This window comes from Granulicella aggregans, assembly GCF_025685565.1.
GTDB lineage: Bacteria > Acidobacteriota > Terriglobia > Terriglobales > Acidobacteriaceae > Edaphobacter > Edaphobacter aggregans_B.
Window position 1 is genome coordinate 1,603,729 of record NZ_JAGSYE010000001.1, and the last position, 26,395, is coordinate 1,630,123.

Genomic DNA, 26,395 nt, shown 5'->3' on the forward strand with positions numbered 1-26,395 from the left:
TCTCTCTCGATCGGCGAAGGTGCTCATTCGCTGTCGTGGATGAGCTGCGCTTCAAAGTCACCCGTTCTTCGCCATGTCCACGATTTCGCAACGGCTCGATGAGAGCGATCTTAGTCACCGCACCTGGAGAACAAGTAATGATCTTGAACAAGCTTCGTGGCCTAGCCTGGTCTTTTCTCGGCGCTGCCTCCCTTGCGGCATATACCGCGTCAGCCCAAACTGTGTCACCGCCGGTCGCGCAGATCACCAAGCCGGTCGATGCTTCTGTCAGGCATACCATCGCGGACAGCGTTCCCGTGCAGGTGAGGTCGGCATCCGATCTCGGTCGCGCTTCAGCCGCGTTGCCGATGAAAGACATGCTGCTGCGGCTCAAGCCCAGCGCTGCCCAGGTTACCGCGCTCAACAAGTTCGTCGCGGACGTGCAGAATCCGAACTCTCCCAACTTTCACAAGTGGATCACTCCCGCGGAGTTTGGCTCCCGCTTCGGTGTCTCCGATGCCGACGCGAAGACGGTTGCCACGTGGCTCACTTCGAATGGCTTCACCGTCAACCAGGTCGCTAACGGAAAAGGGTGGATCCGATTTTCAGGAACATCCTCGCAGGTCGAGAGCGCGTTCGCGACGGAGATCCACTCGTACTCGGCGGCGGGCGCGAAGCAGTACGCGAACGCCAAGCCGATCTCGATCCCGGACGCCCTCTCCCCCGCAGTGGCAGGTCTTCTAAGCGCCAACAGCTTCACCAAGCGTCCTCTCCACAGCCCGGTTGCGAACATCAAGCGCGGATCGGACGGCAAGATGCTTCGTACCGCCGCGGCTCTTTCGTCCGCCGATACCGCTGCCGTCGCCGCCCTTGGAGGCGATAAGAACATCGCCCAACCGAACTTCACTTCGCAGGAGTCTCCAGAGGTCACCTTTCTTGCGCCCGGAGACTTCTCCCGTATCTACAACACCAAGCCGCTGATCGCCGCGGGAACCGATGGCACCGGTGTCTCCATCGCCATCGTAGGCCGGTCCGACATCAGCCTCTCCGACGTCGAAGCGTTCCGTACTGTCTTCGGGCTGCCCTACAACGACCCCAACTTCATCCTCGCCAACGGAGATCCCGGGGTGATTCCCGGTGACGACGAAGAGGCCATCCTCGACGTCGAATGGTCCGGAGCCGTTGCGCCCAAGGCGAAGATCAATTACGTCATCGGCGCCAGCACCTACTCGACGGACGGCGTCGACATCTCCGCCTCCTACATCGTCGACAACGTCGTCTCGCCCATCATGACTGTCAGCTTCGGCGCGTGCGAGCAGTCCCAGAGCCAATCCGAGATCGACTTCTACAACAACCTCTGGGAGCAGGCCGCCGCCGAAGGCATCTCCGTGTTCGTCTCCGCGGGCGATAGCGGCTCCAGCGCCTGCGACGACGTTCCCTACGAATACATCGCCACGCCTTACAGTCTTGGCGTCAGCGCTCTCGCTTCCACGCCGTTCAACACCGCCGTCGGCGGTACCGAGTTTGCTGACACCAGCACCAACACCTACTGGAACACCAGCGTCAACTCCGACCTCTCCTCCGTCAAGGGATACATCCCCGAGACAGTTTGGAATGAAGCCTGCAACCCGTATCTTCCCGTCAGCGCTACCAACTGTTTCTACGATCCCAACACCTACGGCACCTATGCCGGTGCCGGCGGAGCGAGTAACTGTTCCGTACACCCGGACGGCGATACGAAGAGTCTCTTTACCGGCCTCTTCGACTGTCAGAGCGGTTACCCCAAGCCAGCGTGGCAAACCGGTCCCGGCGTTCCCCAGGATGGAGCCCGCGACATTCCCGACGTGTCGCTGGCCGCCGCGGGAGGCCACGATGGCTACATGATCTGTTACGACGGCTCCTGCCAATGGACCACGAATCCCGACGGCTCGATTTCACTCAACTCCGCTGCGATCATCGGCGGAACCTCAGCTTCCTCGCCCTCGATGGCCGGCATTATGGCCCTGGTCGAACAGAAGAATGGGCAGTATCAGGGTCTGGCGAACTATCAACTCTATAAGTTAGCCAACCTGCAGGCATCCAACTCCTGCGACTCATCCACCGAAACCGATCCCACCCAGGCCAGCTCCTGCGTCTTCAACGACATCACCGCTGGCAGCAACGCCCTGTTCTGCGATTTCGGCAACCCCGACTGCACCACGCAGGTGGGTAACGACGGCTACGGACTCCTGTCTGGATGGTCGGCAACTCCCGGCTACGATCTTGCCAGCGGCCTTGGCTCGGTCAACGCCGCCAACCTTGTAAGCGCCTGGGGCTCGACCTCCCTCGTCGCAACTGCATCGACTCTCACTGTCTCCTCTACGAAGTTCGCTCACGGCACACCGGTCAACGTGACCAGCGTCGTATCGCCTACCACCGGTTCGGGAACTCCCTCGGGCGACATCCTTCTCAAAGCCACTGGAACCTCCATCGCCACCCCGGATATCCCCGAGACGCTCGTCAACGGTCAGTATGCCGCTTCGCTTAACAACCTGCCGGGTGGAACCTACAACCTCACGGCGCAGTACGTTGGCGACGCAACCTACGCCACCAGCACCTCCGCTCCCGTCTCGCTTACGGTCACGCCGGAAGACAGCGTGATGACGCCACAGACCCTGGCTCCGTCGCGGTTCCTCATCCTCGGCAAGCATCCCATCGTTCCGGCGACGGGCATAGGTCTGGGGACCAACTGGTACATCTCCATTAGCGTTGCCGGCAACTCCGGCGGCGGTATCCCGACAGGTTCCATCGCGATCAACGATGGTACCAAGACCATCGGCACCTACCCGCTCGATAGCACTGGCTCGATCTACATTATCTGCGGTCCTTACACGGAGTGCGACTACCCGCTCGGCACGGTGAACTTCACCGCAACCTATAGCGGCGATAGCAGCTTCAATAAGTCCACCTCGACCTTCCCCTTCACGATCAACAAGGGATCGATTGAGTTTGAGGTCCTGCTTAGCTCGCTAACTCCGCCTGCTGGCTCTACCGTTGTGGCCCAGGTTTACTTCAACAACGATCCTGTGGTCCTGCCCACCGGCACCGTCTCGCTCTACCGCGACGATACCGGCGCTCTGATCACCACAGGTACCATCGGTGCGGACGGCACCGCCAACATCCCCTTCGTCGCGGCCGCCGGTGACTATCATGTGACCGGAACGTATCCCGGGGACAACAACTACAAGGCAGGCACGCTGTTTGGCTATGACGAACTCATCACCAGCGCAGGCGGAGCTATCACCACCTCGACGACCCTGAGCGTCAACTCCACAACCTCCGTCATCGGCGGTAAGACGCAGGCGGTCATCGTCGTCACACCTTCGAGGACAACGGCCTCCGCGACCATCCCTTCGGGAACGGTCACGGTGCATACCGCCGACGGACTCCAGGTAGCTCCTGTGAACCTCGTGGGCGGTCAGGCGACGGCCTTCCTGAGCTGGGGCGCAGGCAACATCGGCGTGGAGAAGGTCTACGCCACCTACGACGGAGACGCCAACTTCAACGGCAGCAGCACCGCCATCATTCCCATCACCGTCAATAAGGCCACGGCTACCCTGCAACTGAGCGCGCTCTCCGGCTACGTTGCGGCGGGAGGACAGACGAGCGTCACCGCTGCCATCGTCAGCACCCCAACCACGCTTGCGGCCGCTCCTCCGACCGGAACGGTTCAGTTCTTCGACACCGTTGGCACCGCCGCCGCCGTCCCGCTCGGAAATCCTCAACCCATCAACGGCGGTAATGGTGGCAGCCTCATCGCCACTCTCGCTCCCGTGCTCGCCAGCGGTATCCATAGCATCACCGCGGTCTACTCGGGCGACGTCAACTGGAACACCGCCACCACCGCCACTGCTGTGACCATCGACGCAACGACTCCCGACTTCTCGGTCGTTGCCACCCCCAACCCCCTGATCGTTGTCGCCGGCCAGTCCGCGGCGGTCGATGTCACCAGCCAGAGCGTGCTTGGCTTCAACGGCCCAGTCGCCCTTAGCTGCGGCACTCTACCCGTGGGCCTGACCTGCAACACGGCAACTGTAGCTGCGGGTGCAAGCGGAACCATCACCATCACCTCCACCGCCCCTGGCACCGCGACCCATGCACAAAACAGCATGGCGGCACCGGCACTGGGTGCGACCGGAGCAGGAGCGCTTGCCGCGCTGCTGATGCTGGTCATGCCGAAGCGCCGCCGCCGCGTGCAACTGCTGCTCGTGGTGTTCGCAGCCGGTATCGCCGTCTCGCTCTCGGGTTGCGGCGGTAACGGTTCGCCGAAGTCCACCGCGCTCGCGCTTACCTCTTCCAGCACGAAGGTGGCTTCCGGTTCGGCGGTCACTCTGGAAGCCACAATCAGCTCCTCGGACAATGTCACTGGAACCGTAACGTTCTCCGATAACGGCACCGCCATCGGTACACCCGCAACCGTTAGCGGCGGTGTAGCGACGCTCTCTACGAGCACGCTCTCCGTCGGCACCCACTCCATCACGGCAACCTACTCCGGTGACAGCAAGAACCTGAGCAGCCAGAGCGCCGACACCCTCAACCAGACGATCACCGGCACGTTCAACCTCACCCTCAACGCAACCTCCGGAACACTGAGCCATGCTCTTACCGTTCCGGCCACCCTGCAGTAAGAATGGCGCGGTAAATCTGAACCAAGGGAGGACCGCCGAGGCATCGGCGGTCCTTTTTCTCAGTCGAACGAAGACGCAGCGAAAAGATCGAGACAAACTCTTGAGCCTCTCTACCTCTCCTGAATTCGCGAGCCCTTCGTCGCCGTGGTGTACGTTTCGCGTACGGATTGCCGCAAAGATCTTCAGCTTCCTTCTGCTCGCTGCCTGTTGCTTGTCAGCGTCGGCTCAGAGGACGATTCAGGTACCGGCCGACTACGCAAAGATCCAGGATGCGATCGGCGCTGCGGTCGACGGCGACACGGTGCTCATCGCCCCCGGCACCTACTACGAGAACCTCGACTTCTTAGGCAAGGCAATCACGGTTACAAGCTCGGCTGGTCCGACGACAACGATCGTCAACGGCTCGTTCAAGGCTCCCGTTGTCACCTTCCAGTCTCAGGAGACACGCGCGAGCATTCTCTCGAACCTGACGCTCGAGTACGGCAGCACTACCTTTGACTACAAGGGCAATCCCAGCACTACGGGCGGAGTGTATGTTGGGCCGCAGGCCAGCCCCACGATCCTGAACAACGTGTTGACCACGAACAGCTGTGCGGGCGTGTACTCGAACTCCGGCAACCCGCTCATCCAGGGCAACGAGATTACGCAGACGCTGTTCAGTGCGGCGTTTATCTGTCTGCCACCTGGCGGCCCGGCGATCTCGCTGAATGGCGGATCGTACGCGACTCCCTTCAAGGACCTCACGCCGGTGGTGATCGGGAACACGATCGAGGAGAACAACGCTCCGGAGGCAGTCTCCGCCACCGGCATCTATATCTTCGGCGGCACATCGGCCATCATCGAGAACAACATCATTCGCAACAACCTGAGCGGTGGCATCGGCGCTGCGTTCTCGATGAACGACCCGTCGAGTGGGGGAGGTGGGTCGGCGAACACCGCAGGAGTCCTGCTCTTTCTCCAGAACCTCGTCTACGGCAACAAGGCCACTAAAGGAGACGGAGGCCTCAGACTCTTCTTCAATTCTGCTGGAGCCACGCCCGCTCTTTCGCTCATCGCCAACAACACGATCTCGAACAACACGGGCTTCCTGTCCGCGAGCTCGGCGACTTTGCCCTCGTCGACGCAGGTCGATCTGCAACAGGCGCTATCGCCGGTGAGCCTGGTCAACAACATCATCCTTGGCTCGGGATCTATGCCGGCGGTGAACTGCGTCAGCACCAAGGGATTCGACAATCCGACGCCGCCGGTGCTGGACACCAACGACATCTTCAACGGCACAGGTGCCGCGCTTGGCGGTAGCTGCGATGGGCTTGGAGATCTCTCCTTCAACCCAAGGTTCACCGATGCGAGCACCGGCGACTTCCACCTGCTGCCGGTCTCCGCCGCGATCGACGCCGGCAAGAACAGCGTCCTGTATCTCCAGACGAAGGACCTTGAAGGCAACACCCGGCCTGTCGACGCCACCGGGCAGGGATATCCCATCGTCGATCTTGGAGCGTACGAGGCGCAGGGAACAGTCGACGCGAATCCAACGACCATTACTCTTACGCCCTCGAGTATCTCTGTCAACGCTGGCACGACTATCGATCTTGTCGCGCAGCTCCACTCCGCAAACGGCGTACCCACGGGCACTGTGGCTTTCCTTGAAGACGAGAAGCCGCTGGGCTCTGCAATGATCGCCGGGGATGGCTCCGCGTCGGTGACAACGCCTCTGCTTACACCCGGGGTTCATCTCTTCACCGCCAGCTACGCGGGAGAGGGAGAGTTCACCCCGGCTATCCCCGTCAAGGTCTATGTCTTCGTCGGCAAGTACACCCCCACGATCAATCTCACCTCCGACATCAACCCCTCGACCTTTGGCCAGACCGTGACCTTCACCATCACGGTCCGCACACCGGACCATGCAGTCTTGAAGCCCATCGTTCTTGACGACGTTACCGGAATCCAAATAACCCTCGACGAACCGACTCCGGACGCCAACGGCAATGCCTTGTCAAAGATAAGCAATCTCTCCGTAGGGATTCATCATCTCGTCGCGATCTTTCCCGGTGACGAATCGCACGTTTCAGTCGAAGCAGCCTATACCCAGGAGGTCAAGCCCGGCCTGACCTCCAGCCTCGCGTTCAACTGCACGCCCAATCCAGCGGGCTCAGATCAGTCCATCAACCTTGCCGCCATGGTCACGGGCTCAAGCGGTACGCCGGCCGGCACCGTCAACGTCACCTTCAATGGGAACGCCTACGCCACTCTGGTGCTGAACGGAACGGGCTCTGCCTCCGGCATCTTTCCTCCACTGCCTATCGGCACCGATACGCTTTTCGCCACCTACGCGACCACCAACGGCTACGCTCTCAGTTCCTCCGCGTGCCTGATCGATGTGCACCTGGCAACGAGCATCACCCATCTCTCCGCCAACCCCTCACCGTCGCCGCTGGGCAAGCCGGTTACGCTGACTGCGGCGATCACTGGAAGTGACGGAACGACCAGCCTGACCGGCGGCTCGGTTGCGTTCTCTTCGTCGCTCGGCGGCCCGCTGGGGAGCTTCTCCGTCAACGCCGCTGGCACTGCGCAGTCGACGCTGTCGAACCTGCCTGCGGGTCAGCAACAGATCACGGCAACGTTCTCCGGAGTCGCCAGTCACGGCCCCAGCTCGGCCACGATTCCGCTCGACATTACGCTCGGCGACGACGCGCTCAGTCTCTCGACGACGCCGCCTCGCACGACGAGCTTTCAGCCGGTCACGTTGAAGGCGCAGTTCCAGACCGACCCTGTCTCCAGTCGCGTCGCTGGAGACACAATCCTGTTCACCGCCAATGGCAACAGCCTGGGCTCCGCGGTGACTGATGCGAATGGCAACGCAAGCCTGGTCACCACCGCGCTCACGACCGGCACCTATAGCCTGGGCGCGAGCTTTGCCGGAAACTCTTCCTATGCCGCATCTACCGCTGCGTCGGTGAGCGAGATCATCGATCCGGCACCTACAGCGATCACTCTCACCTCAAGCTCCGCGACCGCCTTTCACTCGCAACCGGTCACACTTACTGCGACGGTGACAGCCCCCGGAACTACCGCGATCCCAACAGGAACAATCACCATCACGGACACGAGCACTTCGGCTGTACTTGCAAGCCAGTCTGTCAGTGCGCAGGGAACGGTCAGCGCAGCGATCTCTTCGCTTGCCATCGGCTCGCACACGCTTGCGGCGACTTATACTCCGCTCAACCAGGTCTTCGCTCCGTCCTCGCCCTCTACGCCAGCGACGGTGACGATCGAGCCACAGGACTTCACGGTTGCCGCCGCGGAGACCTCGATCACCATCAAGACCGAGTACCATGCGGACGTCGATCTGATGGTCACTTCGCTCGGAGGCTTGAGTGACACCATCGCCCTGAGCTGCGGCAATCTGCCTGCTTACGTCACCTGCAGGTTCGCGCCATCCGCAGCTACGCTGAAGCTGGACGCGCCCACTCCTGTGACGCTCACCCTCGATACCGACGCGCTTCAGGACTTTCGCAGCGACCGTTCTGCTACAGGGAACCGGCCCTTCGGCCCAGCAGCGCCGGTTGCGTTCTGCTCTTTGCTGTTCTTCTTCCTGCCGCGCATCCGCCATCGCGTGCGACTTCTCGGCCTGGTCGCCATGTTTGCGCTGTTCTTGTCGACGGGATGCTCGGCGCATCTACCGGCGCACACGGCACCCGGAACGTATCGCGTTACGGTCAACGGATACTCTCCCGTCCTCAATCAGAGCCGGAGTTTTGACCTTACTGTTGTCGTGACGGAGTAATCGGCCTATAGATTCAGGAAGCCGCGCTGCAGTGCGATCACGACGGCCTGCGTCCTGTCGCTGGCCTGCAGCTTCTGCAGGATGTTCTTCACGTGCATCTTTACGGTGTCTTCCGTGATGAACAGGAGTTGAGCGGCTTCCTTGTTGCTCTTGCCTCGCGAGATCAACGTGAGAACCTCGACCTCGCGTTCACTCAGCTTGCGCGATCCGATGTAGGTCGCCAACTTCTCCGTGGTCTCAGCAGGCAGGGCCTTTCCACCTGCGACGACACGACGCAATTGCTCGGCCAGCGCCCCGCCCTCGATCCCTTTCAGAAGATATCCGCACGCACCCGCGCTGATTGCTTCATACACCGATGCATCGCCCTGCGCCGAGGTCAGCATCACCACTCGCGTCAGTGGATCGAGCGCGAGCAGCGTTCGCAATACTTCAATGCCGCTCTGGTCCGGGAGCCGCAGGTCCAGCAGCACCACATCCGGCTTCTCCGCCTGGAACATCTCGATGGCCGCTTGTCCATTGGCCGCAAGCCCGGTCACGCTGATGTTGTATCGCGCGAAGATGCCTGCAAGGCCCTCTCGCACCATCGGGTGGTCGTCGACGATCAGTACCTTCAGCGTTGCCGTATGCACAGCTTCAAACGCTATCATGCGCGACCTCCATCTCTCTACTGCATAGGTTCATGGAACGTTGCTTCGTCACGCCGCCATCGAAGCCGCCACCATCGCGTCTTCGCAGGCCGCAGGTCTGTCTCAAGCCTGATCCTGGTCCCTCCTCCGATTCTGCTCTCGACGGTCAGCAGGGCGTCGATGCGCCGCGCGTGTGCCTGCATGCCTGGCAGCCCGAAGTGGCCGGCGCGCCCTTTCGTCCGCATCTCCTCACTCATCCCGACGCCGTCGTCTTCCACCTGCACGGTCAGCTTCTTCGCTTGATAGAGGACTTTGACCTGGATCACCTTCGCGCCCGCATGACGAAACGCATTCGCCACGGCTTCGCGGCAGATGCTGTAGACCTCGTCGCGCAGGAATGGATGCAGCTCTCGTGGCTCGCCCTTGCTTTCCAGCACGAACAACGGCAGGTCTCCCAGGCGAAACTCCATCTCCACGTGGCCCAGCAGCTCAAGCAGGCTGTACTGGATCCCGGCCATTGAGTGCAGGTTCGAGACGATATCGCGGCTGCGGCCGATCATCTCGCGCATCCGCGCCGCGAGATTGCTCAACGAGTCTCTTGCGACCTCGGGGTCTTCGTTCAATTGCAAACCCAGCAACTCAAGCTGCAGCGCCGTCCCTGTCAGGTCCTGGATGAAAGTATCGTGGATATGGGATGCTAGCCGCTCGCGCTCCGCCGAGCGCTCCTGGAATCGCAGGTTCAAGGCTTCTGCCTTACGCAGCGTCCTTCTTCGCGTCACCTCGACCACGACCACGGCAAGGCCAGCGATGGCGACGAACAGAAACCATCGCGTCTGCCAGAAGAACGGCTTCAGCCACACCGCGACGGCGTCGGCGACCGGCCCCGGCTCGCCGGTCCTGCTCAACGCCTGCACTTCGAAGCGATAGCGCCCTGGCGGGATGCCCATGTACGAAGCCTCACGCGCCTCGCCCGCGTTCACCCAATCACTGTCCCAACCCGTCAGACGATAGCGAAACCGTACCTGCTCCGGCGCGATGAACACCGGCGCCGTAAAGGAAAACGTCAGCCGATGCCTTCCCGGCTTTACGGTCAACGGCCCAGCGCCGAAGTGCTCTTCATCGACAGCAATATCATCCAGGACTGCTCGAGGCAGTTCCCTTGCCTCGACACCGGGCTCCGCTACCGCAGGCCCGGAGGCCGTCGCAAACCATAGTCGCCCATCGTCCGCTCGCACGGCCGTCACCTGCCCCATGGGCAGCGCCGCTCGGCTTCGCAATCCATCGGCAGCGGTAAATAGCTCGGGCACAATTCGCTTCGAATCCTTCAGGAACGCTTCGATCTGGGCCCGCGATATCCGGCACACGCCTCGCGCTGTAGCGAGCCACAGATCTCCGCGCGCATCCTCCGCCAACGAGAAGACAGCGTCGCCCGGGAGCCCGTCTTCCTGGGTCAACGCCCAGCTCTTCGAACCGTTGTGCCCGTCGCTTTCGTAGACCAGCCCATTCGAGGTCCCGAGATAGACTCCGCCATCGTGCGAAAACGCGATCCCATTCACCACACTCTTGGTGGCGAACGCCTGCTGCCATCGATGTCCATCCCATCGATAAGCACCGGAGCTTGCGCCCGCCCACAACACTCCATGGTCATCGAAGGCGAGTGCCCACACCATCGTGTCCGCGATGCCGTCAGCCGCTCCGAACGCGGTGATCACACCGTCGCGCCATCGATAGACGCCCTTGCGCAGCACGCTGAACCAGAGGCTCCCGTCCGCGGCCCTCACGGGCGATGAGACATACCCCGCAGGCACGCCTTCTATCTTTTGATAACGTCCGCTTCGGAACCGGTAAAGGCCGTAGTCCGCCATCGCAACAACCGGGTTTCGCTCATCGTCCGCAAATCCACGCACCTGTCCGCGTCGAACTCCCTGAGCGACTCCGAAGCTTTGCCACGTATCGCCGGCCAGTCGCGCCACGCCCTCTTCGAGCGTTCCTACCCAGATCGACCTGGCCTGGTCCTCAAAGATCGCGTCGTACTGAACGTGTCCCTTCGGCAGGCCATCGCGCTCGGTGTAACTGACGAACGTCCCCTTGTGCATCTGTTGCAGGCCGGAGATCGTGCCCACCCAGATATCTCCGCTCCTGTCCTCGAAGAGCACGCGAGCATCGTTGCTCGCCAGCCCGTCACGTACGTCCAGCATCTCGAGCTTGCCATCGGCGAAGCGGCTGATCCCTTCAAGACCTCCACTTGCCATCCACAGGCCGCCAGAGTGATCCTTCATCACATCGACCAGTTCGTCCGGGCCTTGCTTGCCAGTCACGGTAAAGTTGTCCTTCTCGTACATTGAGAGATGGTGACCATCGCCCGCATATAGCCGCTTGTCTGGCCCGTAGTAGAGAAGGTTCACGTTGGGCAGAGGGTACACCCGCACGACTCGCCCCTCTCGCACCTGCGTGATTCCCTCGCCGTCGGCGAACCATAGCTGCCCCTCCTGATCGACGGCGGCGCTTCTGACCTTGTCCAGTGCGATCGGTAGCTTCACCGGCTCAACACCGGCACCATCGGCCCGATACATCCCCGATTTGGTCCTTACAAAAACGGCTGGATCATCCGCTCTGCTCAAGATCTGTTCGATAGGCAAAGTCTTGCCACCGAGCACGACTGCGCTAAATCGCTGTCCCTGATACTTGAACAAACCGGTAGACGTTCCCACCCAAAGTGTCCCCTTCGCATCGACCGCAAGGGCAGTGATGCGGTGCCGCAGGGCAGGCGGTGCATCCTGCGCGAACGTCCGAAACCTGAGGCCGTCAAACCGCGCCAGGCCGCCATTTGTCCCTATCCAGAGAAAGCCGTCAGGTGTCTGCGCAATGGCGGTGATAAAGTCCTGCGGCAATCCCTGCTCCGTGGTCCACGTAGTCAACACCTCATGACGAAGCGGCCGTATTGCCGCGCCAAAGGACAATCTTGTATCACTTTCAACGAGCGCGGCAAGGATCAACAGCGGCGCGACGAGGAGCCATTTTGACTGCGCTCCTGCGGCTTTAGACCTGATGTGGGCAGGCTTCCATAAGCTTGTCATTGCGATCTCTTATCATCGCATTCGATCCGGGAAAGCGAGCCTTTCCGTGAATGCTGCAAGGGAAATCCGCTTATGGAGAAGGTTTTTCGATGCGATCTTCCAAAAAGTCAAAATGGAAGAATGGTCGGCCCTAGTGGACGTTTTCCGAAATTCCATGGCGTTCCCGGACTTTCGACACTGGGAGCTTGAGCGTGTGCCAACGTTGGCCCGTATCGCTGGATCGATATCTTTGGCAAGCCTTTGACTCTGGCATTGTGGTTGATACAACGATGAAGCTCCTAAATGGGGAGCTTCATCGGGACAATCGTCTTAGAGCGGCTTTCCGCGATCCAATGGTTCGGCGCTAAGTCGGGGTGGCCAGACCGATGTTTGTACCAGTTGGATCGCTAGTGTAGCGCATTGATGAAGGGCCCAGCATTTCTATACCAAGGTCAGAGTTAGTCTTCGACCGGTTTAGGTTCCAGCCAGTACGCGGCTAGCCGCGTACTGGCTGGCGAACTCGCTTGGCGTCCTGTCCGCGAGAGATGCGTGAGGACGACTGTCATTATATTCGCGTCTCCAGGCTTCGATCAGATGCTTTGCCTCCTTCAGATTCATGAACCAGTGGGTGTTCAGGCACTCGGCGCGGAAGGTCCCATTGAAGCTTTCTACGAAGGCGTTGTCAGTCGGCTTGCCGGGCCTTGAGAAGTCGATCTTTGCCCCGTTCTGATAGGTCCACAAGTCCATGGCGTGACTGGTGAACTCGCTGCCGTTATCACAGAACAACACCTTGGGGACGCCACGGTCGAGTTTCATCTTGTTCAGAGTGCGCACCACGTCGTCGCCCTTCAAGCTCTGACCAACCTCTGGTCCAAAAATACCGAGGCCGATCACCACAGGCCGTCGGCATCTGACCCATTAGCATCGGTGAGCAATCGTCAGGCCGCTTTTTCTCTGTGCTTTTCGGTGCTAGGCTACATTCGAACCATTCCCTCTGAGGTATTGCCATGATCGACTTGTACTCAAAGCTGCGGGCGGCGTTGACCAAATTTAGGGATCACCAAGCTCCGGCGCACAGCAAAGACGAAGATAGCTGGCTCGAAATCAGCTTTCGCTTCAGGCTCCAGTTCGGCGACAAGACCACGGATTAGTGAACGGTGGGACGGAATCTCGACGCCGAACGAAACAGGGACCGGATGGACGCGATCGCGTGGGCAATTATCGACGCGCACGTCCCGCCGGTGCGACCGCTTGGCTATAAGAGTTCCCGGCCTGCAAACTTCGCGGAACTGAGTAAGGCGGTCGAAGCCTTCCGTTCCGACTATCCGGAGGACCTTGATCCGTTGCCGGGTACGTGGCCCGCGTTCGAGCACGCCTGGTCGAATTTCCTGCACGAGTTTTTCTACTGGAGGCTCGCCGACTTCTTTGCTGTGCCGCCTCCCGAGACTCTCGGGCTCGAGCGTGGAGCCCTTCTCGCAGGTGCGGCGGAGTACCTGTGTCGCCGGTACGACCTCGACCTTCCCGACTGGATCGACGATCCGCAGTATGTCTTGCCAGAGATCTACGACTTCTGGGGAGACATCACGCCCGAAGTCCGCGCCATGCGGTTCCGTCGTGTGCAGCGATCATCTCCCGAATTTCTCAAGCGGAACGTAGTCTTCGAGGCTCGGAATCTAATCGTGCTCTAAATCGCTGCATCGCACGCTGTTCACACAGGGTACGGCAAACGCAACAGGGTAACGAAGAGCAATTCATTCTCGCCGATGGATGATAGGGTCTCTCCCCTTTCATCAAGATGCGCCAAGGATCGCGCATTAGGGTAATCCGCAACTCAAGCCCGAAGCCGGCGATTCCGGCTGTGAAGGAATTCTGCCGTGAGCCAGAGCATTGCAAAAGCCATGATGCGGTAGGAAACCATCCCATGCCCGCTTCTTCTCAGAACGAAGAAGCCAAGAAACATCGCAGCCAAATTGATCAGGCTGCACACGCTAAGGGCGAACGCATATCTCTTGGACTCTGGGGCCTCTTGGGATTTGCCCGGCAACCCTAATCGGGCAAACAGGCCTGCACCCAGAAACCCTTCCCAAAATGAGTCTGAAGCTAACTTCAAGAGATCCTCCTGGCTGCCGCCTAGACTACAGTTCCCTCGCTTCAGGGGACTTATTTCACATCTCACTCTCTATCCCGCTCTCATCCTCAGTTGTCAGCGCCGAGCCAGAGGCACTAAAAGCTGTGCCTCGCCGAGTCCTCGATTTAATAGAAGTACATGATTGTCTTCTCTTCCACGTGTGGATACCGTCGCATAGGGATATAGACGTTCATAAGCGTATTCCATGAGGCCCTGTGTGGAGAACTGGATTGACCAGGCGCAGCGGCGAGCGCGGTTTCTCTTTGAATCGACCCGACGCCTGGTGCCGTGAGCGTAGGGAAGGAATACTGTGGTCGGAGTTCGAAGCAAGCATTAATGGTTGCTGTGATTGCCCATGACGACTCTAGCTCGGGAGGTAGCACGATGAAGTTGCTGCTCGGTCTTTTGATTAGTTTCGCGGTCGGTGTGGGATGCCGGTTTTTCGATATCCCCGTTGGCAGCCCGCCCGTTGTCCCTGGTGCCTTGTTGGTACTCGCGATGACGCTTGGCTACTCGTCGACAAACACGTTTCTGAACCGGCGAAATCGTCCGGCGACTACCTCTTATCTCTGCGGAGGGCCGTCAGGCAACACAGCGAGCGAAGAGATGCGCGATAGACCCTTGGCATCGCAAGGCACAAAAGAAAGGACTAGAGCATGAGTGGATACGATTCTCTCTTGAAGCCGCAGGATTGTGTGCTCCTGCTGGTGGACTTTCAGGCCGGACTTGGCTTTGGCGTTGAGTCAAGTCCACGGCAACCACTGGTGGCGAACGCCGTTGCCCTGGCAAAGACTGCTGCGGCGTTCAGCGTCCCAGTGGTTGCCTCCACATCGGCGTCGCATGTTTACAGTGGCCCATTGTTGCCTGCCTTGCAGGCGGTGCTGCCCGCAGTCAAATCCATCGAGCGCAGAAGCATGAACGTTTGGGAGGACGAGGCTGCGCGGTCGGCGGTGCTGGCAGCGAACAAGAAGCGTCTCATCATCGCCGGATTCCTTACCGAGGCGTGCGTTTCCTTTCCCGTCCTCTCTGCGCTGAAAGATGGTTTTGAAGTTTTTGTTGTCGGTGATACCTGTGGCGGGTTGACCCCTGCCGGTCACGAACTTGCGTTGCGACGAATGGAGGCGGCAGGGGCCCAGCTCGTAAGCTGGATTCAAGTCTTGCTGGAGTTTCAGCGCGACTGGACTCACCACGAAACCTATGAGGCGGCCCGGGCGATTGTTGAAGAGAACGGGGGCGGGTATGGGATGGGGCTAGCCTATGCACGCACGATGATTCACCCGACCTGAATCCCAGAGACCACATCGCGTTCGAGGAACAATTCATGCCAGCGCCAATCGTCGGTTTACATCACGTCACTGCGATCGCCTCTGATCCGCAACAGAATCTCGACTTTTACACCCAGGTACTTGGGCTTCGGTTCGTCAAGCGGACTGTCAACTTCGACGATCCGGGGACATACCACTTCTACTTCGGCGACGACGCTGGCTCGCCGGGGACGATTCTCACATTCTTCCCGTGGCCTCACGCCGCCAGAGGAACTACGGGGCTCGGCGAGGTTACCAGAACGGCATTCAGTGTGCCTCTCGGTTCGCTTGAGTATTGGCTGCAGCGTCTCAGCGATCAAAGGATATTGGTGGAACGTTCAGGGCGTCGTTTTCAGGAAGATGTGCTGACCTTTGCCGATCCCGATGGCATGAAGATCGAGATCGTTATTCATGCAGATGCGGGCGAAGCGAATGCGCCGCGCTTTGCATCCGTGCCGTCGGAGTATGCGATCCGTGGATTCTTCGGGGTCACGCTCTATGAGCAGCAAGAGGGTGAGACCACGAAGATTCTCAATATGATGGGATTCCACAAAGTCGCTGAGGAAGGCAATCTGCTACGCTTTCGAGCGGAAGGTGACGCTCTTGGAAACCACATCGACCTGCTGATCGATCCGGTCGGCGGCTACGGGCGCCCTGGTGCTGGGTCCGTGCATCACATCGCGTTTCGGGCCAAGGACGATGCCGCGCAGCGTGAATGGCGAGAAGGGATTGCGAAGTATTTGGACGTGACTCCTGTGCTTGATCGGACCTACTTTCATTCGATTTACTTCCGAGAACCGGGAGGCGTGCTCTTCGAGCTTGCGACGGACCCGCCGGGCTTTTCGCTCGACGAGCCAATCGAATCGCTGGGGGAGGCTTTACGCATCCCCGAATGGCTGGAGCCACGACGGGAGTCAATCGAAAAGCGGCTGGCACCCATCACGCTGCACAAGGAGATGCCGCCGATTGAGGTTTGTAATGGAGGGAAAACACTATGAATCTCGATCCGCACCGGCTTGGCGCTGTTCGAATGTCTGGGGCTCCCATGAAGGAGGCGGGTGGAGCTGTCATCCTGCTGCATGGGAGGGGCGGTTCGGCAGACGACATTCTTTCGCTGGCTTGTCCAATTAAGCTGCCGGAACTGACGTATATCGCCCCGCAGGCTCTGGGAAATAGCTGGTATCCCAATTCCTTTCTAGCGCCAATTGACTCGAATCAACCCTGGTTGTCGTCGGCCCTCGGCAAAGTGCAGGCAATCGTAGACATGCTTGATCAAGCTGGTATCGGGGCAGACCGCGTGGCCATTGGCGGGTTCTCTCAAGGGGCGTGTCTTGCAACAGAGTTCGTAGCGAGCCATCCCAGACGATATGCGGGATTGTTTGCCCTTACTGGAGGCCTGATCGGACCGCTGGGTAGCGAACTGACTCATGGAGGCAATCTGGCGGGCACACCGGCATTCTTTGGTTCGAGCGATCCAGACCCGCATGTTCCGTGGAGCCGAGTGCAGGAGTCGGCGCGGATCTTCGGTGCGATGGGAGCCGATGTGAACATCAAACGGTATGAGTACCGCGCGCACACGATCAGCAGCGACGAGCTAGAGGTTGTCCACCAACTGCTGCATGATGCCTTCTTCGCTTCGCGCTGAGCCGCAGCATTCACGCCGTGATCAACGGGATGTTTGATGTTGAGCGATCTCTATCGCGGGCGCTCGTCGGCGATGAAGTGCCGGACCCGCGGCGGTTCTGCTCCCAGATGAAGCGCCCACACACGATCATGAAGCAGTTGATCGGTAACGGTCACAAGCTCATGCTGGCGTTCGTGGCCAAGCCATGACTCAACCACAAACTCTTCGAGGTAACATCCTGGCGTGATGGGATCCGCAAAGAGACCCCATTGAAGTGCCCCATCCCGCCGGCGAAATGCCTCCATCTTTTCCATTTCGCCACGAAACTCCTGTAGCCGCAGAGGATCGATCTTGTACTGTACCGTCACTAACACTGGAGCTGAGTCCTGCGGCCTGTCGATAGACATTTGCGGCTCGGGCCAGGTGGGGGCCGAAGCAAGGTCCATTGCCTGGCCACCCTTGAGAGAGTGGCTCACAGCAAGCGGGATAGTTAGCAGCAGAAATGCACCTGCGGCAGCGAGAGCTGCACGAACACCAAAATGAGTCGCCATGGCACCCCAGATCAGGCTGCCAAGCGCCATGCCGCCCTGAAAGACCAGAAGATATACCGCAAGCGCTCTCGCTTGAATCCAGGCTGGCACCACAGCTCGCGTCGCGACGTTCAAGCTCGATAGCAGCGCGATCCAGCCAACTCCAGCCAGCAGCATGAGCAAGATGAGCATGGGGAAGGAGTGGACGAACGCCGAAGCAAGGGTAGCGACTCCGAAGAAGGCGGTCGCGGTCCCCACGAGAGCATCCAAAGACAGCCGACCTCTGATAGATGGAAGCATGGCAGCGCCGATGAGCGCTCCCGCACCTAATGATCCAAGCAATACACCATACGCCGACGGTCCCCGCTTGAGCTCACGCACGACTATCGGTAGCAACGCCCATAGAGCACTGCCTGAGACCACGAAGCTTGCGGTCCGCACCAACACCGTCCTTAGTTCGGGTGAGTAGCGAACGTATCGCAGCCCCGCGCGTACCGCACCTGTGAAACGCTCGGCGGGCAGCACGGACTTCTTTGCTGTCTCGCGCCACCGGTGCAGCACAACGAGAACAGCAGAGAACGATAAGGCATCGACAGCGAAGTTAGTTCCTGCACCGAACCTTGCCACTACAAAGCCGCCCAAAGCCGGCCCGATTGCGCGCGCCAGATTGTAGCCAACGCTATTGAGCGAAACAGCCGCGACGAGCTGTGACTTCGGAACCAAGTCGCTGACGATCGCTTGAAAGGGCGGAGCCTCCAAGGCTTCTCCCAGACCGACTCCACATGTGAATGCCAGCAGTGCAGCCGGAGTTACACGACCTGATAGCGTACATACCGCCAGTCCCGAGACAACCGCCAACAGGGAGTAATTGCTTACGAGCAGGAGGAGCCGACGCGGAAAGATGTCTGCCAGAGCGCCTGCAGGAAGAGCAAGGAGGAATATGGGAAGGCCGGCAGCGGTTTGTACCAGAGAGACCAGCATCGGCGAGGTCGTGATCGAGGTCATCAACCAAGCGGCGCCGACGGCCTGCATCCAGCCGCCTAAGTTCGAGACGAGCGTGGCGAGCCAGAGCGACCGGAATGCCGTGCCCCGAAGCGGACTCCAAGAAGAGGGAGGACTGGAAGCGCCGCTTGTTTCTTCCGAAGTCGAGCTCATGCTCATCGGGACGGAACACTCCCTTCACAGATTTACGCGCAACGTTTCACTCACGATAAGTGCCGCAGAAAGGAAGGAGTATCACGACTTTCTATTAGTGAGGGTATCCGCGCCGACTAATAGAAATTGATGATAGGCACGCTCTACCTTCAGGCATAAGGTGAACTTGATCCGAAGCGGTCTTTGCGATTACCGCATAGAAGACTCGCGGCAATCTATGACACGAACCATCAAAGGAGAATGCAATGTCCAGTCCATTCCATATTGCGGAGCGAAGCGAGAAGGGTCTCCTGACTCCTCACAACTGCGTCCTTGTCCAGATCGATCTTCAGCCGCAGATGCTCTTCGCGGTGACGAACTTCGATCGCCAGGCAGTGATCAACAACAATGTCGTTCTAGCCAAAGCGGCCTTGATCTTTGGTGTTCCCAATGTGCTCTCAACCGTCGAGACGAAGAGCTTCAGCGGGCTCGTCTGGCCGCAGATCCAGGCTTTGTTTCCTGACCAGAAGCCGATCGAGCGGACGTCCATGAACTCATGGGACGACAAGAACTTCGTCGCAGCCGTCGCGAAGACGGGCAAGAAGAAGATCGTCTTGTCGGGTCTTTGGACGGAAACCTGCGTTGCGCTCGCCACGATCCAGGCCATGTACGACGGCTATGAGGTCTACGTCGTCGAGGACTGCTGCGGGGACGTGAGCGCGCTCTCGCACGAGAACGCGATGAAACGCGTCATCCAGGCGGGAGCGAAGCCCGTGACAGCGCTTTCCGTGATGCTGGAGTGGCAGCGGGACTGGGGCCTGACCGATACCTATGCTGCCGTGATGGACGTGGTGAAGAACCACGAAGGCGAATACGGGATCGGGGTGGAGTATGCATACACGATGATCCACGGAGCCAAGCCAACGAAGTTCCCGGAGTATGTGATTCCCGGCGCGGCGTTGGTCGGCAAGTAACACAACAAATCTGGCTCACCTTCGTTGCCTGGACGTTTGTAGCAAAGGAGCGAACCATGTTGTCATTTCGTAAAGCGAGCACGGCCTTGGGCACGGCCATCTTGGCGATGGCCGTGCTCTCTCATTCGTCTATGGCACAGAGCGCCAGCCATGATTTCGCTGCAGGCGGCGAGTTGGCTGTGGGATCGCAGTATGACACGACCCACGTCTATGTCTCGCCTGCGGACCTTAATGCGTTTGTCACGAGTTTCACAGCGACATTTGGCGGGCATACCTCGAAGAAGATCGTCTCAAATGTTCTCCCCGAGGCAAGCAGCACCGAGTTTCAGTATGTCTGGACGCCATCCGGCAATCTCTCCGTGTTTGCCTTTGATACGCCGATTCCATATCCATTTGGATTGGAGCGGACCGGTCTGCTGGTGACTGATCTGCCGGAGGCTGTCAAAGCAGCCCGAGCGTCCGGTGCCGAGATCGTCGTGGAACCGTTCAAGGATCCGATTGGACTCGATGCGGTCGTTCAGTGGGATGGAGGAGTGAAGACCCAACTCTACTGGCACACGACAGCTCCCAGCTATGAGGCGTTGGAGTACGTACCGGAGAATCGAGTATATGTCTCACCAGACCGCGCGGAGCAATTCGCCCGCCAGTATCTGGCGTTTACACGAGGCAAGTTAGTCGCCGAAGAGAAGAGTTCCGATGGGGCTGAGATAGGCCGGCCTGGGACAACGTACCGACGTATCCGTATCGAATCGAAGTTCGGCAAGCTGACGATCCTAGTGACAGACGGTCACCTTCCTTACCCGTTCGGTCGAGAACTCACCGGCTATGAGGTAAAGGACCTGGATTCGACGTTAGCAAAGGCGAAGAAAGCCGGAGCGAGTGTCCTGTGGGGTCCGTACGACGCAGGAGATCGCAGCGAGTCGATCGTGCAGTTCCCGGGCGGTTATATCGCCGAGGTCCACGCACTCAAGAAGTAGCCAGATATGCCTTATTAGTACGCCGCTACCGCTCCGCTCCGCGAGCGGCGGCAGGATCTGTGCGCTTTTGCGAGCCCAGTAACTCAACCCAAAAGGAGTCTTTCATGGTTCCCAACACAATTCTCTACAACGGAAAGATCGCTACAAACGGCACCCCGCGCTTCGTGGAAGCGGTTGCTATCGAAGATGGCAAGATTACGGCCATCGGAACTGACGGCGAGGTGCTCGCGCTTCAGGGGCCCAGCACAAAGCTCATCGACCTAAAGCGGCATACGGCGATCCCGGGATTGAATGATTCGCATATCCACACCATCCGTGGCGGCCTCAACTTCAACATGGAACTGCGCTGGGATGGAGTACCGTCACTGGCCGACGCGCTAAGCATGCTCAAGGAACAGGCACAGCGGACCGCTCCGCCTCAATGGGTGCGGGTTGTCGGCGGCTGGAATGAGTTCCAGTTTGCCGAGCGGCGCATGCCGACGATCGCTGAGATCAATGAGGCAGCGCCAGAGGTCCCGGTCTTTGTGCTTCACCTTTACGACCGCGCGTGGCTGAACGGGGCTGCACTGCGCGCCGTTGGTTATACGAAGGGCAACGTTCCGTCATTTCCTGCCGGCGAGGTCGAGTATGACAGCAACGGCAACCCGACCGGCATGATTATCGCCAAGCCGAACGCAAACATTCTCTACTCGACTCTAGCCAAAGGGCCGAAGCTTTCGCACGAAGACCAACTCAACTCGACGCGTCTCTTTATGCGCGAGTTGAATCGGTTCGGGCTGACCAGCGCTATCGACGCCGGTGGCGGCTTCCAGAACTTCCCCGACGACTACGAAGTTATCAACGAGCTGCATAAGAGCGGCGATATGTCCCTACGCATCGCCTACAATCTCTTCACACAGAAGCCAAAGCAGGAGTTGTCCGACTTCCAGCGCTGGACGGGAATGGTCAAGCCTGGTCAGGGCGACGACTACTTTCGAGTGAACGGCGCTGGCGAGATGCTCGTGTTCTCCGCAGCAGACTTCGAGGACTTCCTGGTTGAACGTCCCGATGTGCCGGCGGTGATGGAAGGGGAGCTGGAGGCGGTGGTGCGCCATCTTGCCGAAAACCGCTGGCCATTCCGGCTTCATGCGACCTATGACGAGACGATCTCCCACGCGCTGAATGTCTATGAGAGGGTAAACCGCGATGTCCCGCTGGAGGGACTGCATTGGTTCTTCGACCACTGCGAGACGGTCTCGGAGCGCAACCTAGAACGCATCAAGGCTCTCGGTGGCGGAATCGCGATCCAGAACCGGATGGCCTTCCAGGGCGAGTATTTTGTTGATCGTTACGGCAAACAACAAGCGGCGCACACACCGCCAATCCGCAAGATGCTGGAGCTCGGAATTTCGGTCGGCGCGGGGACTGACGCCACCCGTGTCTCCAGCTACAATCCATTCCTCTCGCTCTATTGGCTAATCACGGGCAAGACGGTCGGCGGATTGGGACTCTATCCGCAAGAAAACCGCATGAGCAGCGAGGAGGCGCTGCGGCTTTACACAATTGGTTCGAGCTGGTTTTCGTCGGAGGATGGCAAGAAAGGTTCGATCGCAGTGGGTCAGTTCGCGGACCTGGCTGTGCTCTCCGCCGACTTCTTCACCATCCCTGAAGAAGATATTCGCGATCTAGAGTCGGTCTTGACGGTCACGGGCGGCAAGGTGGTCTATGCGGCGGATAACTTTGAGCCGCTCGCGCCGCCGTCGTTGCCGGTCAGCCCAGATTGGTCGCCCGTCAAGACTTATGGAGGCTACGCGAAGAACAATTTGTATCCCGCAGCTGTCCATGCACGGACGCAGCAGCCAGTCGCGCAAACAGCACACCGGCATCGGTATGTGCAGAGCGATGGCGGTGTATGGAGTCTTGGCTGCGATTGCTTTGCGTTCTAGGTGAAGGAAGTAGGCGCGCCGAGGCCGGAGCAGAGCCGAGTCTCGATTCCGACTCTTCAGACCAGAGAGGTGCCATGCAACCCCGATTGAGACAACACGGCCGACGGCGCAAAGTCATCGCGGCGTTCAGTCTCTCACTCGGCATTCTCTCGCCTATGTTCGGGCAAACGGGCGTACTCACCGAAGCACCTCCAGCCGACCGAAGTTACAAGATTTTGCGGGAGGATGAAGACTGGACTTTCCTGAGAGAGAAAGCGCTGCGGCGAGACATCTGGGACCCAGTCAAATACATTCCAATGAGTTGGAAGAGCGATGAGTGGTATTCGACTGTTGGGGGTGAGATCCGCGAGGTATGGGAGCAGATCGGCAATGACGAGTTCGGTCAGACCCCTTATTGGAATGGCTATCTTCTCCAGCGCTACATGGTCCACGTGGACACGCATTACGGCCCGCACCTTCGTACCTTCGTCCAGTTGAAGAGTGGCCTCGAAGACAATCGTATTGGCGGCCCGCGAATCATCGACGAAAAGCGACTCGACTTCCTCGCGGCCTACCTTGAGTTTGGCACTGCCGGTGAGCGAGAGGATCGTGACTTTATCAAACTCCGCGTTGGCCGCCAGGAGCTGAACTATGGGTCTGGCAGACTCGTCTCGGTTAGGGAAGGCCCAAATGTCCGCCAGAGCTTCGACGGTTTCAAGGTCCGGGGTAAGGTTGGCGGTTGGCACGTCGACGGCTGGGCCGTGCGCCCCGATCTCGACAAACCTGGCTTCTTCAACAACGCGCCGAACCACGCGACCGAGTTCTGGGGAGTGTACGCAACCCGTCCAGTAACGAAGCTTGCCTCCGCGGACGGCTACTACCTGGGACTCGATCGTCAGTCCGCGACGTTCAATCGTGGAACGGCTCATGAACTGCGTCACACCCTTGGCGTTCGGCTTTGGAGGCCGATCGCCCTGAAAGAAAAGCGGTGGGATTTCGACGACGAAGCGGTTTGGCAGTTCGGCAGCTTTGGTACAGGAGGGATCAGGGCTTGGACAGTCGCCTCGGACCACGGCTACAGCTTCCTCGATACTCCACTGCGCCCCCGCGTGAGCGTGAAGGCGGATCTCTCCAGCGGCGACGATCCGAATAAGAAGGATCTTGGCACATTCAACCCGATCTTTCCGCTTGGCAACTACTTCGGGGTTCTTGCCTCGACCGGCCCCGGTCCAGTGAACTTCATGGACATTCATCCCAGGCTGCAGACGCAGTTCCCGCATGGCGTGACGGTCTCTACCGATTGGGTCTTCCAATGGAGGCAAAGCACCTTGGATGGAATCTATACGGTTCCAGGTTCGCTCCTGCGACCCACAGGAACGAGCCGCGCGAGGTATGTGGGCGACCGGCCCGGAATTGAGGTGAAATGGCAAGTAGATCGCCACCTCTGGATGCAGGCAGACTACGGCATCTTCGACCCCGGCAACTTCATCAAGCAGACCCAGCCAGCGAAGGACCTCAATTATTGGGCGCTCTGGGCCGGGTACAAGTTTTAAGGAGGTCGCATGAACCGCTTACAGACCGCTTCTCTGATCACGGCGCGAGTTCTTCTTGCGCTTGTATTCCTACTGAACGGCCTCGGGATTGTCGATCAGAGCGAAGCGCTCCGCGAGTTGATCGGTCGGGGGGCCCCGGTCAGCATCGCGCCCACACTCTTATGGATTGCGCGAGCCGTGGAGGTCATCGCCGGCGCTTCGCTGGCCTTCGGGATCGCTCCGGAACTCGCCGCTGTTGCACTCATTGGCTTCCTGATCCCCGCGACATGGGTGGGCCATCCATTCTGGCTCGAGAAAGGCGAGAGCATCTACATACCGCAGCTCATCAACTTCTTCAAGAATGTGGCGATCATCGGGGGGCTGCTATTCGTCGCATCCATCGGCAACCAGACGTCCCTGTTAAGTACGTCCGTACTGTATCGCCGGAAACTCAAGCCCCCAAGTTAGCTCAAAATCTAATCCAGAAGTTGCCGGCGTCAAGCGCCGTGATGACCAGTTTGTGCGACTTGAAAGCAAGTCCACCCCTCGGGCCACGAGGAAGTGTTAATCCCAAAGGACTAGGCCAACGATATTGAGGGTGGCAGGAGCCTTAGTGTTACCGCTCGCAGAGCAAACATTCATATCTGGGTTCCCATTTTTTGGGGCAAATTTAGGCCGCCTCCCGAATCTTCGGGAGACAGACTCCCACGCCAGAGCGGAATTCGGAGCTTGATGGACATTCTGACGAGGTCCGCCAAAGATTCAGCTTCCATCTTCCGCATGACTTGGCTTCTATGGATCTGTAGAGTGACTTCGGATATTCCCAGCAAAGACGATGCTTGCTTATTCAATAAGCCCCGGACAACCAGGGAAAATACTTCCCTTTCGCGCGGTGTCAGCCGAGCGAAGCGGCTCCTCAGCTTCGCCGCTTCTGCCTTCTGCGCACACCGCCGCCTATTGAATGCGAAGGCTTTTCTAATTGCTGTAAGTAACGCCGGTGAGTCGAGTGGTTCGGTCAGGAAATCAAACGCGCCCGTTTTAATTGCTGAGACGGCGGACGCAACATCAGGGTGGTCGCTGATGAATATGATCGGGGGAGCTTCAGCCTTCACCATCTTCCTTAGCAACTCTAGACCCCTGCAATCGGGCATGCAGAAGTTCACGATGACGCATGATGCCCTCTCCCTGTCGCTGAATCGCACGTACTCCTCTGCCGAAGGGAAGGCGATTACCTCTATCCCAACTGCGCTCAGAGCGGCCGAAATCTCGGTTCGAACATTCTGGTCGTCCTCAACGAGATGTACGATCTCTCGTTCGGTCTCGCAATCCGCAACGCGGTGATCTCGGAGGGATGTCTGCTTTAGAAAGGGCCTAGGAGTCAAGACGACTTCGCTGGCAAATTCGAGAACTGGCATGGTGACCACCTTTGAACTGCCATGACTTCTGTGACACAACGTGTCAAGGGAATACAAACAAGTCATGGTGTTGCGTGATACCAAAGCTCGAGAATGGGAATCACGCTAATGGAATTCTGTTATGCGGTAATTATCTGGATACTATTGACGGGACGAAATCCCCATTGGGGGCGTCTCAGACAGCTCTTTCGGATGGAAATGAGGTGCCCCCAATCCGAACGTCACGACAAGCGACTGCGCTGGTCCTATGTGCGGTTCCCGACAGAAGAGCGGCGTCGCATTGAGCTATCGGCGGGGGGAAACAATAAGAAGCTTTCTTCCAAAGAGACGAGCGTCAACGGAGTATGCGCCAGGACCTAAGACAGCTACTACCGCGCTGCTCAGTATCGAAAGAGCAAGATGAAAGCCATGCTCTCCCTTAACCTCCCAGGTAGCTGCCAGTTGTATGAGGCAGCTGAGGACTGCCGCGTAAGGAGTCAACAGGCCGAGGCAAAGAAAGATAGCGGGCAATATAAAAGCCAGGGATACCCATACTGTTGTTACGAGCGTCCAGTGAGCGGAGCCCTCCCAGACTAAGTTGATGGCAACAAGAATGCGCAGGAGAAAGAGCGCCGCGCCCGCCGTCCCCGTTGGGAACATGGAATATAGTCTCTGCACACGGGTGAGGTTACTCTGTCGCGCTGGCGACAGATAGCCCCGAACGGAGGGACAATCAACTATTCTTTCGGATAGTGCAAATCTCTACCAAGGCAATGTATCTT

Annotated in this window: 18 protein-coding genes and 1 pseudogene; 13 read left to right on the forward strand and 6 right to left on the reverse strand. The window is 59.0% G+C overall.

Features of this window, described 5'->3' with window-relative positions; all coding sequences use genetic code 11:
* The first annotated feature begins 137 nt into the window (after window positions 1-137).
* Together OHL18_RS06325 and OHL18_RS06330 are read left to right on the forward strand one after the other, a co-directional pair.
* Window positions 138-4,646: an Ig-like domain repeat protein gene (locus tag OHL18_RS06325; protein WP_263373976.1), complete on the forward strand. Its 4,509-nt coding sequence runs from the start codon at window positions 138-140 to the stop codon at window positions 4,644-4,646.
* 100 nt (window positions 4,647-4,746) lie between these two features.
* Window positions 4,747-8,430, forward strand: a complete 3,684-nt coding sequence (locus OHL18_RS06330; RefSeq protein WP_263373977.1) for an Ig-like domain repeat protein — start codon at window positions 4,747-4,749, stop codon at window positions 8,428-8,430.
* Between the two features lie 5 nt (window positions 8,431-8,435).
* On the opposite strand, the gene OHL18_RS06335 is transcribed toward OHL18_RS06330, so the two are convergent.
* The 3 genes and pseudogenes from OHL18_RS06335 to OHL18_RS06345 all read right to left on the reverse strand — a co-directional run.
* Window positions 8,436-9,077, reverse strand: coding sequence for a response regulator (locus tag OHL18_RS06335; protein WP_263373978.1), 642 nt, complete (start codon window positions 9,075-9,077; stop codon window positions 8,436-8,438).
* Between the two features lie 17 nt (window positions 9,078-9,094).
* Window positions 9,095-12,133 (reverse strand): sensor histidine kinase, encoded by a 3,039-nt coding sequence (locus OHL18_RS06340; protein WP_263373979.1) that lies wholly within the window; start codon window positions 12,131-12,133, stop codon window positions 9,095-9,097.
* Window positions 12,134-12,586: 453 nt separating this feature from the next.
* A pseudogene (locus OHL18_RS06345) lies at window positions 12,587-12,979 on the reverse strand (integrase core domain-containing protein); the annotation flags it as partial.
* Between the two features lie 140 nt (window positions 12,980-13,119).
* On the opposite strand from OHL18_RS06345, the gene OHL18_RS06350 reads away from it, so the two are divergent.
* The gene (locus OHL18_RS06350; protein ID WP_263373980.1) at window positions 13,120-13,263 is read left to right on the forward strand and encodes a hypothetical protein; all 144 of its coding nucleotides are present in this window, start codon (window positions 13,120-13,122) and stop codon (window positions 13,261-13,263) included.
* Between the two features lie 6 nt (window positions 13,264-13,269).
* Complete coding sequence (locus OHL18_RS06355; RefSeq protein WP_263373981.1) at window positions 13,270-13,800, forward strand: hypothetical protein; 531 nt, start codon at window positions 13,270-13,272, stop codon at window positions 13,798-13,800.
* A 143-nt stretch (window positions 13,801-13,943) separates the two neighbouring features.
* Here the strand turns inward: OHL18_RS06355 and OHL18_RS06360 are convergent, their stop codons facing one another.
* Window positions 13,944-14,222 carry a hypothetical protein gene (locus tag OHL18_RS06360; protein WP_263373982.1) on the reverse strand — a complete coding sequence of 93 codons (279 nt, stop codon included), beginning with the start codon at window positions 14,220-14,222 and terminating at the stop codon, window positions 13,944-13,946.
* Window positions 14,223-14,624: 402 nt separating this feature from the next.
* Between OHL18_RS06360 and OHL18_RS23240 the strand changes: the two genes are divergently transcribed.
* From OHL18_RS23240 to OHL18_RS06375, 4 genes are read left to right on the forward strand one after another with little or no spacing between them, the layout of a single operon-like run.
* Window positions 14,625-14,900, forward strand: coding sequence for a DUF1427 family protein (locus OHL18_RS23240; RefSeq protein WP_396274010.1), 276 nt, complete (start codon window positions 14,625-14,627; stop codon window positions 14,898-14,900).
* Window positions 14,901-14,917: 17 nt separating this feature from the next.
* A complete protein-coding gene (locus OHL18_RS06365) occupies window positions 14,918-15,526 on the forward strand; it encodes an isochorismatase family protein (protein WP_263373983.1) in 609 nt (202 codons plus the stop codon).
* Between the two features lie 35 nt (window positions 15,527-15,561).
* Complete coding sequence (locus OHL18_RS06370) at window positions 15,562-16,542, forward strand: ring-cleaving dioxygenase (protein ID WP_263373984.1); 981 nt, start codon at window positions 15,562-15,564, stop codon at window positions 16,540-16,542.
* Window positions 16,539-17,189: an alpha/beta hydrolase gene (locus OHL18_RS06375; RefSeq protein WP_263373985.1), complete on the forward strand. Its 651-nt coding sequence runs from the start codon at window positions 16,539-16,541 to the stop codon at window positions 17,187-17,189. Before OHL18_RS06370 ends, OHL18_RS06375 begins: the two co-directional genes overlap by 4 nt.
* Window positions 17,190-17,239: 50 nt before the next feature.
* Here OHL18_RS06375 and OHL18_RS06380 read toward each other — a convergent pair whose 3' ends face one another.
* Entirely contained in the window at window positions 17,240-18,859 is a 1,620-nt protein-coding gene (locus OHL18_RS06380; RefSeq protein WP_317890466.1) for an MFS transporter, read from the reverse strand.
* A 239-nt stretch (window positions 18,860-19,098) separates the two neighbouring features.
* Between OHL18_RS06380 and OHL18_RS06385 the strand changes: the two genes are divergently transcribed.
* The 5 genes from OHL18_RS06385 to OHL18_RS06405 all read left to right on the forward strand — a co-directional run bounded on the left by OHL18_RS06385 (window position 19,099) and on the right by OHL18_RS06405 (window position 24,687).
* Window positions 19,099-19,806 carry a hydrolase gene (locus OHL18_RS06385; protein ID WP_263373987.1) on the forward strand — a complete coding sequence of 236 codons (708 nt, stop codon included), beginning with the start codon at window positions 19,099-19,101 and terminating at the stop codon, window positions 19,804-19,806.
* A gap of 56 nt (window positions 19,807-19,862) precedes the next feature.
* Window positions 19,863-20,783, forward strand: a complete 921-nt coding sequence (locus OHL18_RS06390; protein ID WP_263373988.1) for a VOC family protein — start codon at window positions 19,863-19,865, stop codon at window positions 20,781-20,783.
* Between the two features lie 104 nt (window positions 20,784-20,887).
* A complete protein-coding gene (locus OHL18_RS06395; protein WP_263373989.1) occupies window positions 20,888-22,708 on the forward strand; it encodes an amidohydrolase in 1,821 nt (606 codons plus the stop codon).
* Between the two features lie 296 nt (window positions 22,709-23,004).
* A complete protein-coding gene (locus OHL18_RS06400; RefSeq protein ID WP_263373990.1) occupies window positions 23,005-24,240 on the forward strand; it encodes an alginate export family protein in 1,236 nt (411 codons plus the stop codon).
* Between the two features lie 9 nt (window positions 24,241-24,249).
* Entirely contained in the window at window positions 24,250-24,687 is a 438-nt protein-coding gene (locus tag OHL18_RS06405) for a DoxX family protein (protein ID WP_263373991.1), read from the forward strand.
* Between the two features lie 170 nt (window positions 24,688-24,857).
* Here OHL18_RS06405 and OHL18_RS06410 read toward each other — a convergent pair whose 3' ends face one another.
* A complete protein-coding gene (locus tag OHL18_RS06410) occupies window positions 24,858-25,634 on the reverse strand; it encodes a response regulator transcription factor (RefSeq protein WP_263373992.1) in 777 nt (258 codons plus the stop codon).
* Window positions 25,635-26,395 lie beyond the last annotated feature (761 nt).

What these genes read in the sequence shown, in the direction of transcription:
- OHL18_RS06325 (WP_263373976.1), top strand. Translation starts at nt 138, where the DNA reads ATGATCTTGAACAAGCTTCGTGGCCTAGCCTGGTCTTTTCTCGGCGCT.
- OHL18_RS06335 (WP_263373978.1), bottom strand. Translation starts at nt 9,077, where the DNA reads ATGATAGCGTTTGAAGCTGTGCATACGGCAACGCTGAAGGTACTGATC.
- OHL18_RS06340 (WP_263373979.1), bottom strand. Translation starts at nt 12,133, where the DNA reads ATGACAAGCTTATGGAAGCCTGCCCACATCAGGTCTAAAGCCGCAGGA.
- OHL18_RS06350 (WP_263373980.1), top strand. Translation starts at nt 13,120, where the DNA reads ATGATCGACTTGTACTCAAAGCTGCGGGCGGCGTTGACCAAATTTAGG.
- OHL18_RS23240 (WP_396274010.1), top strand. Translation starts at nt 14,625, where the DNA reads ATGAAGTTGCTGCTCGGTCTTTTGATTAGTTTCGCGGTCGGTGTGGGA.
- OHL18_RS06370 (WP_263373984.1), top strand. Translation starts at nt 15,562, where the DNA reads ATGCCAGCGCCAATCGTCGGTTTACATCACGTCACTGCGATCGCCTCT.
- OHL18_RS06375 (WP_263373985.1), top strand. Translation starts at nt 16,539, where the DNA reads ATGAATCTCGATCCGCACCGGCTTGGCGCTGTTCGAATGTCTGGGGCT.
- OHL18_RS06380 (WP_317890466.1), bottom strand. Translation starts at nt 18,859, where the DNA reads ATGAGCATGAGCTCGACTTCGGAAGAAACAAGCGGCGCTTCCAGTCCT.
- OHL18_RS06385 (WP_263373987.1), top strand. Translation starts at nt 19,099, where the DNA reads ATGTCCAGTCCATTCCATATTGCGGAGCGAAGCGAGAAGGGTCTCCTG.
- OHL18_RS06390 (WP_263373988.1), top strand. Translation starts at nt 19,863, where the DNA reads ATGTTGTCATTTCGTAAAGCGAGCACGGCCTTGGGCACGGCCATCTTG.
- OHL18_RS06395 (WP_263373989.1), top strand. Translation starts at nt 20,888, where the DNA reads ATGGTTCCCAACACAATTCTCTACAACGGAAAGATCGCTACAAACGGC.
- OHL18_RS06400 (WP_263373990.1), top strand. Translation starts at nt 23,005, where the DNA reads ATGAGTTGGAAGAGCGATGAGTGGTATTCGACTGTTGGGGGTGAGATC.
- OHL18_RS06405 (WP_263373991.1), top strand. Translation starts at nt 24,250, where the DNA reads ATGAACCGCTTACAGACCGCTTCTCTGATCACGGCGCGAGTTCTTCTT.
- OHL18_RS06410 (WP_263373992.1), bottom strand. Translation starts at nt 25,634, where the DNA reads ATGCCAGTTCTCGAATTTGCCAGCGAAGTCGTCTTGACTCCTAGGCCC.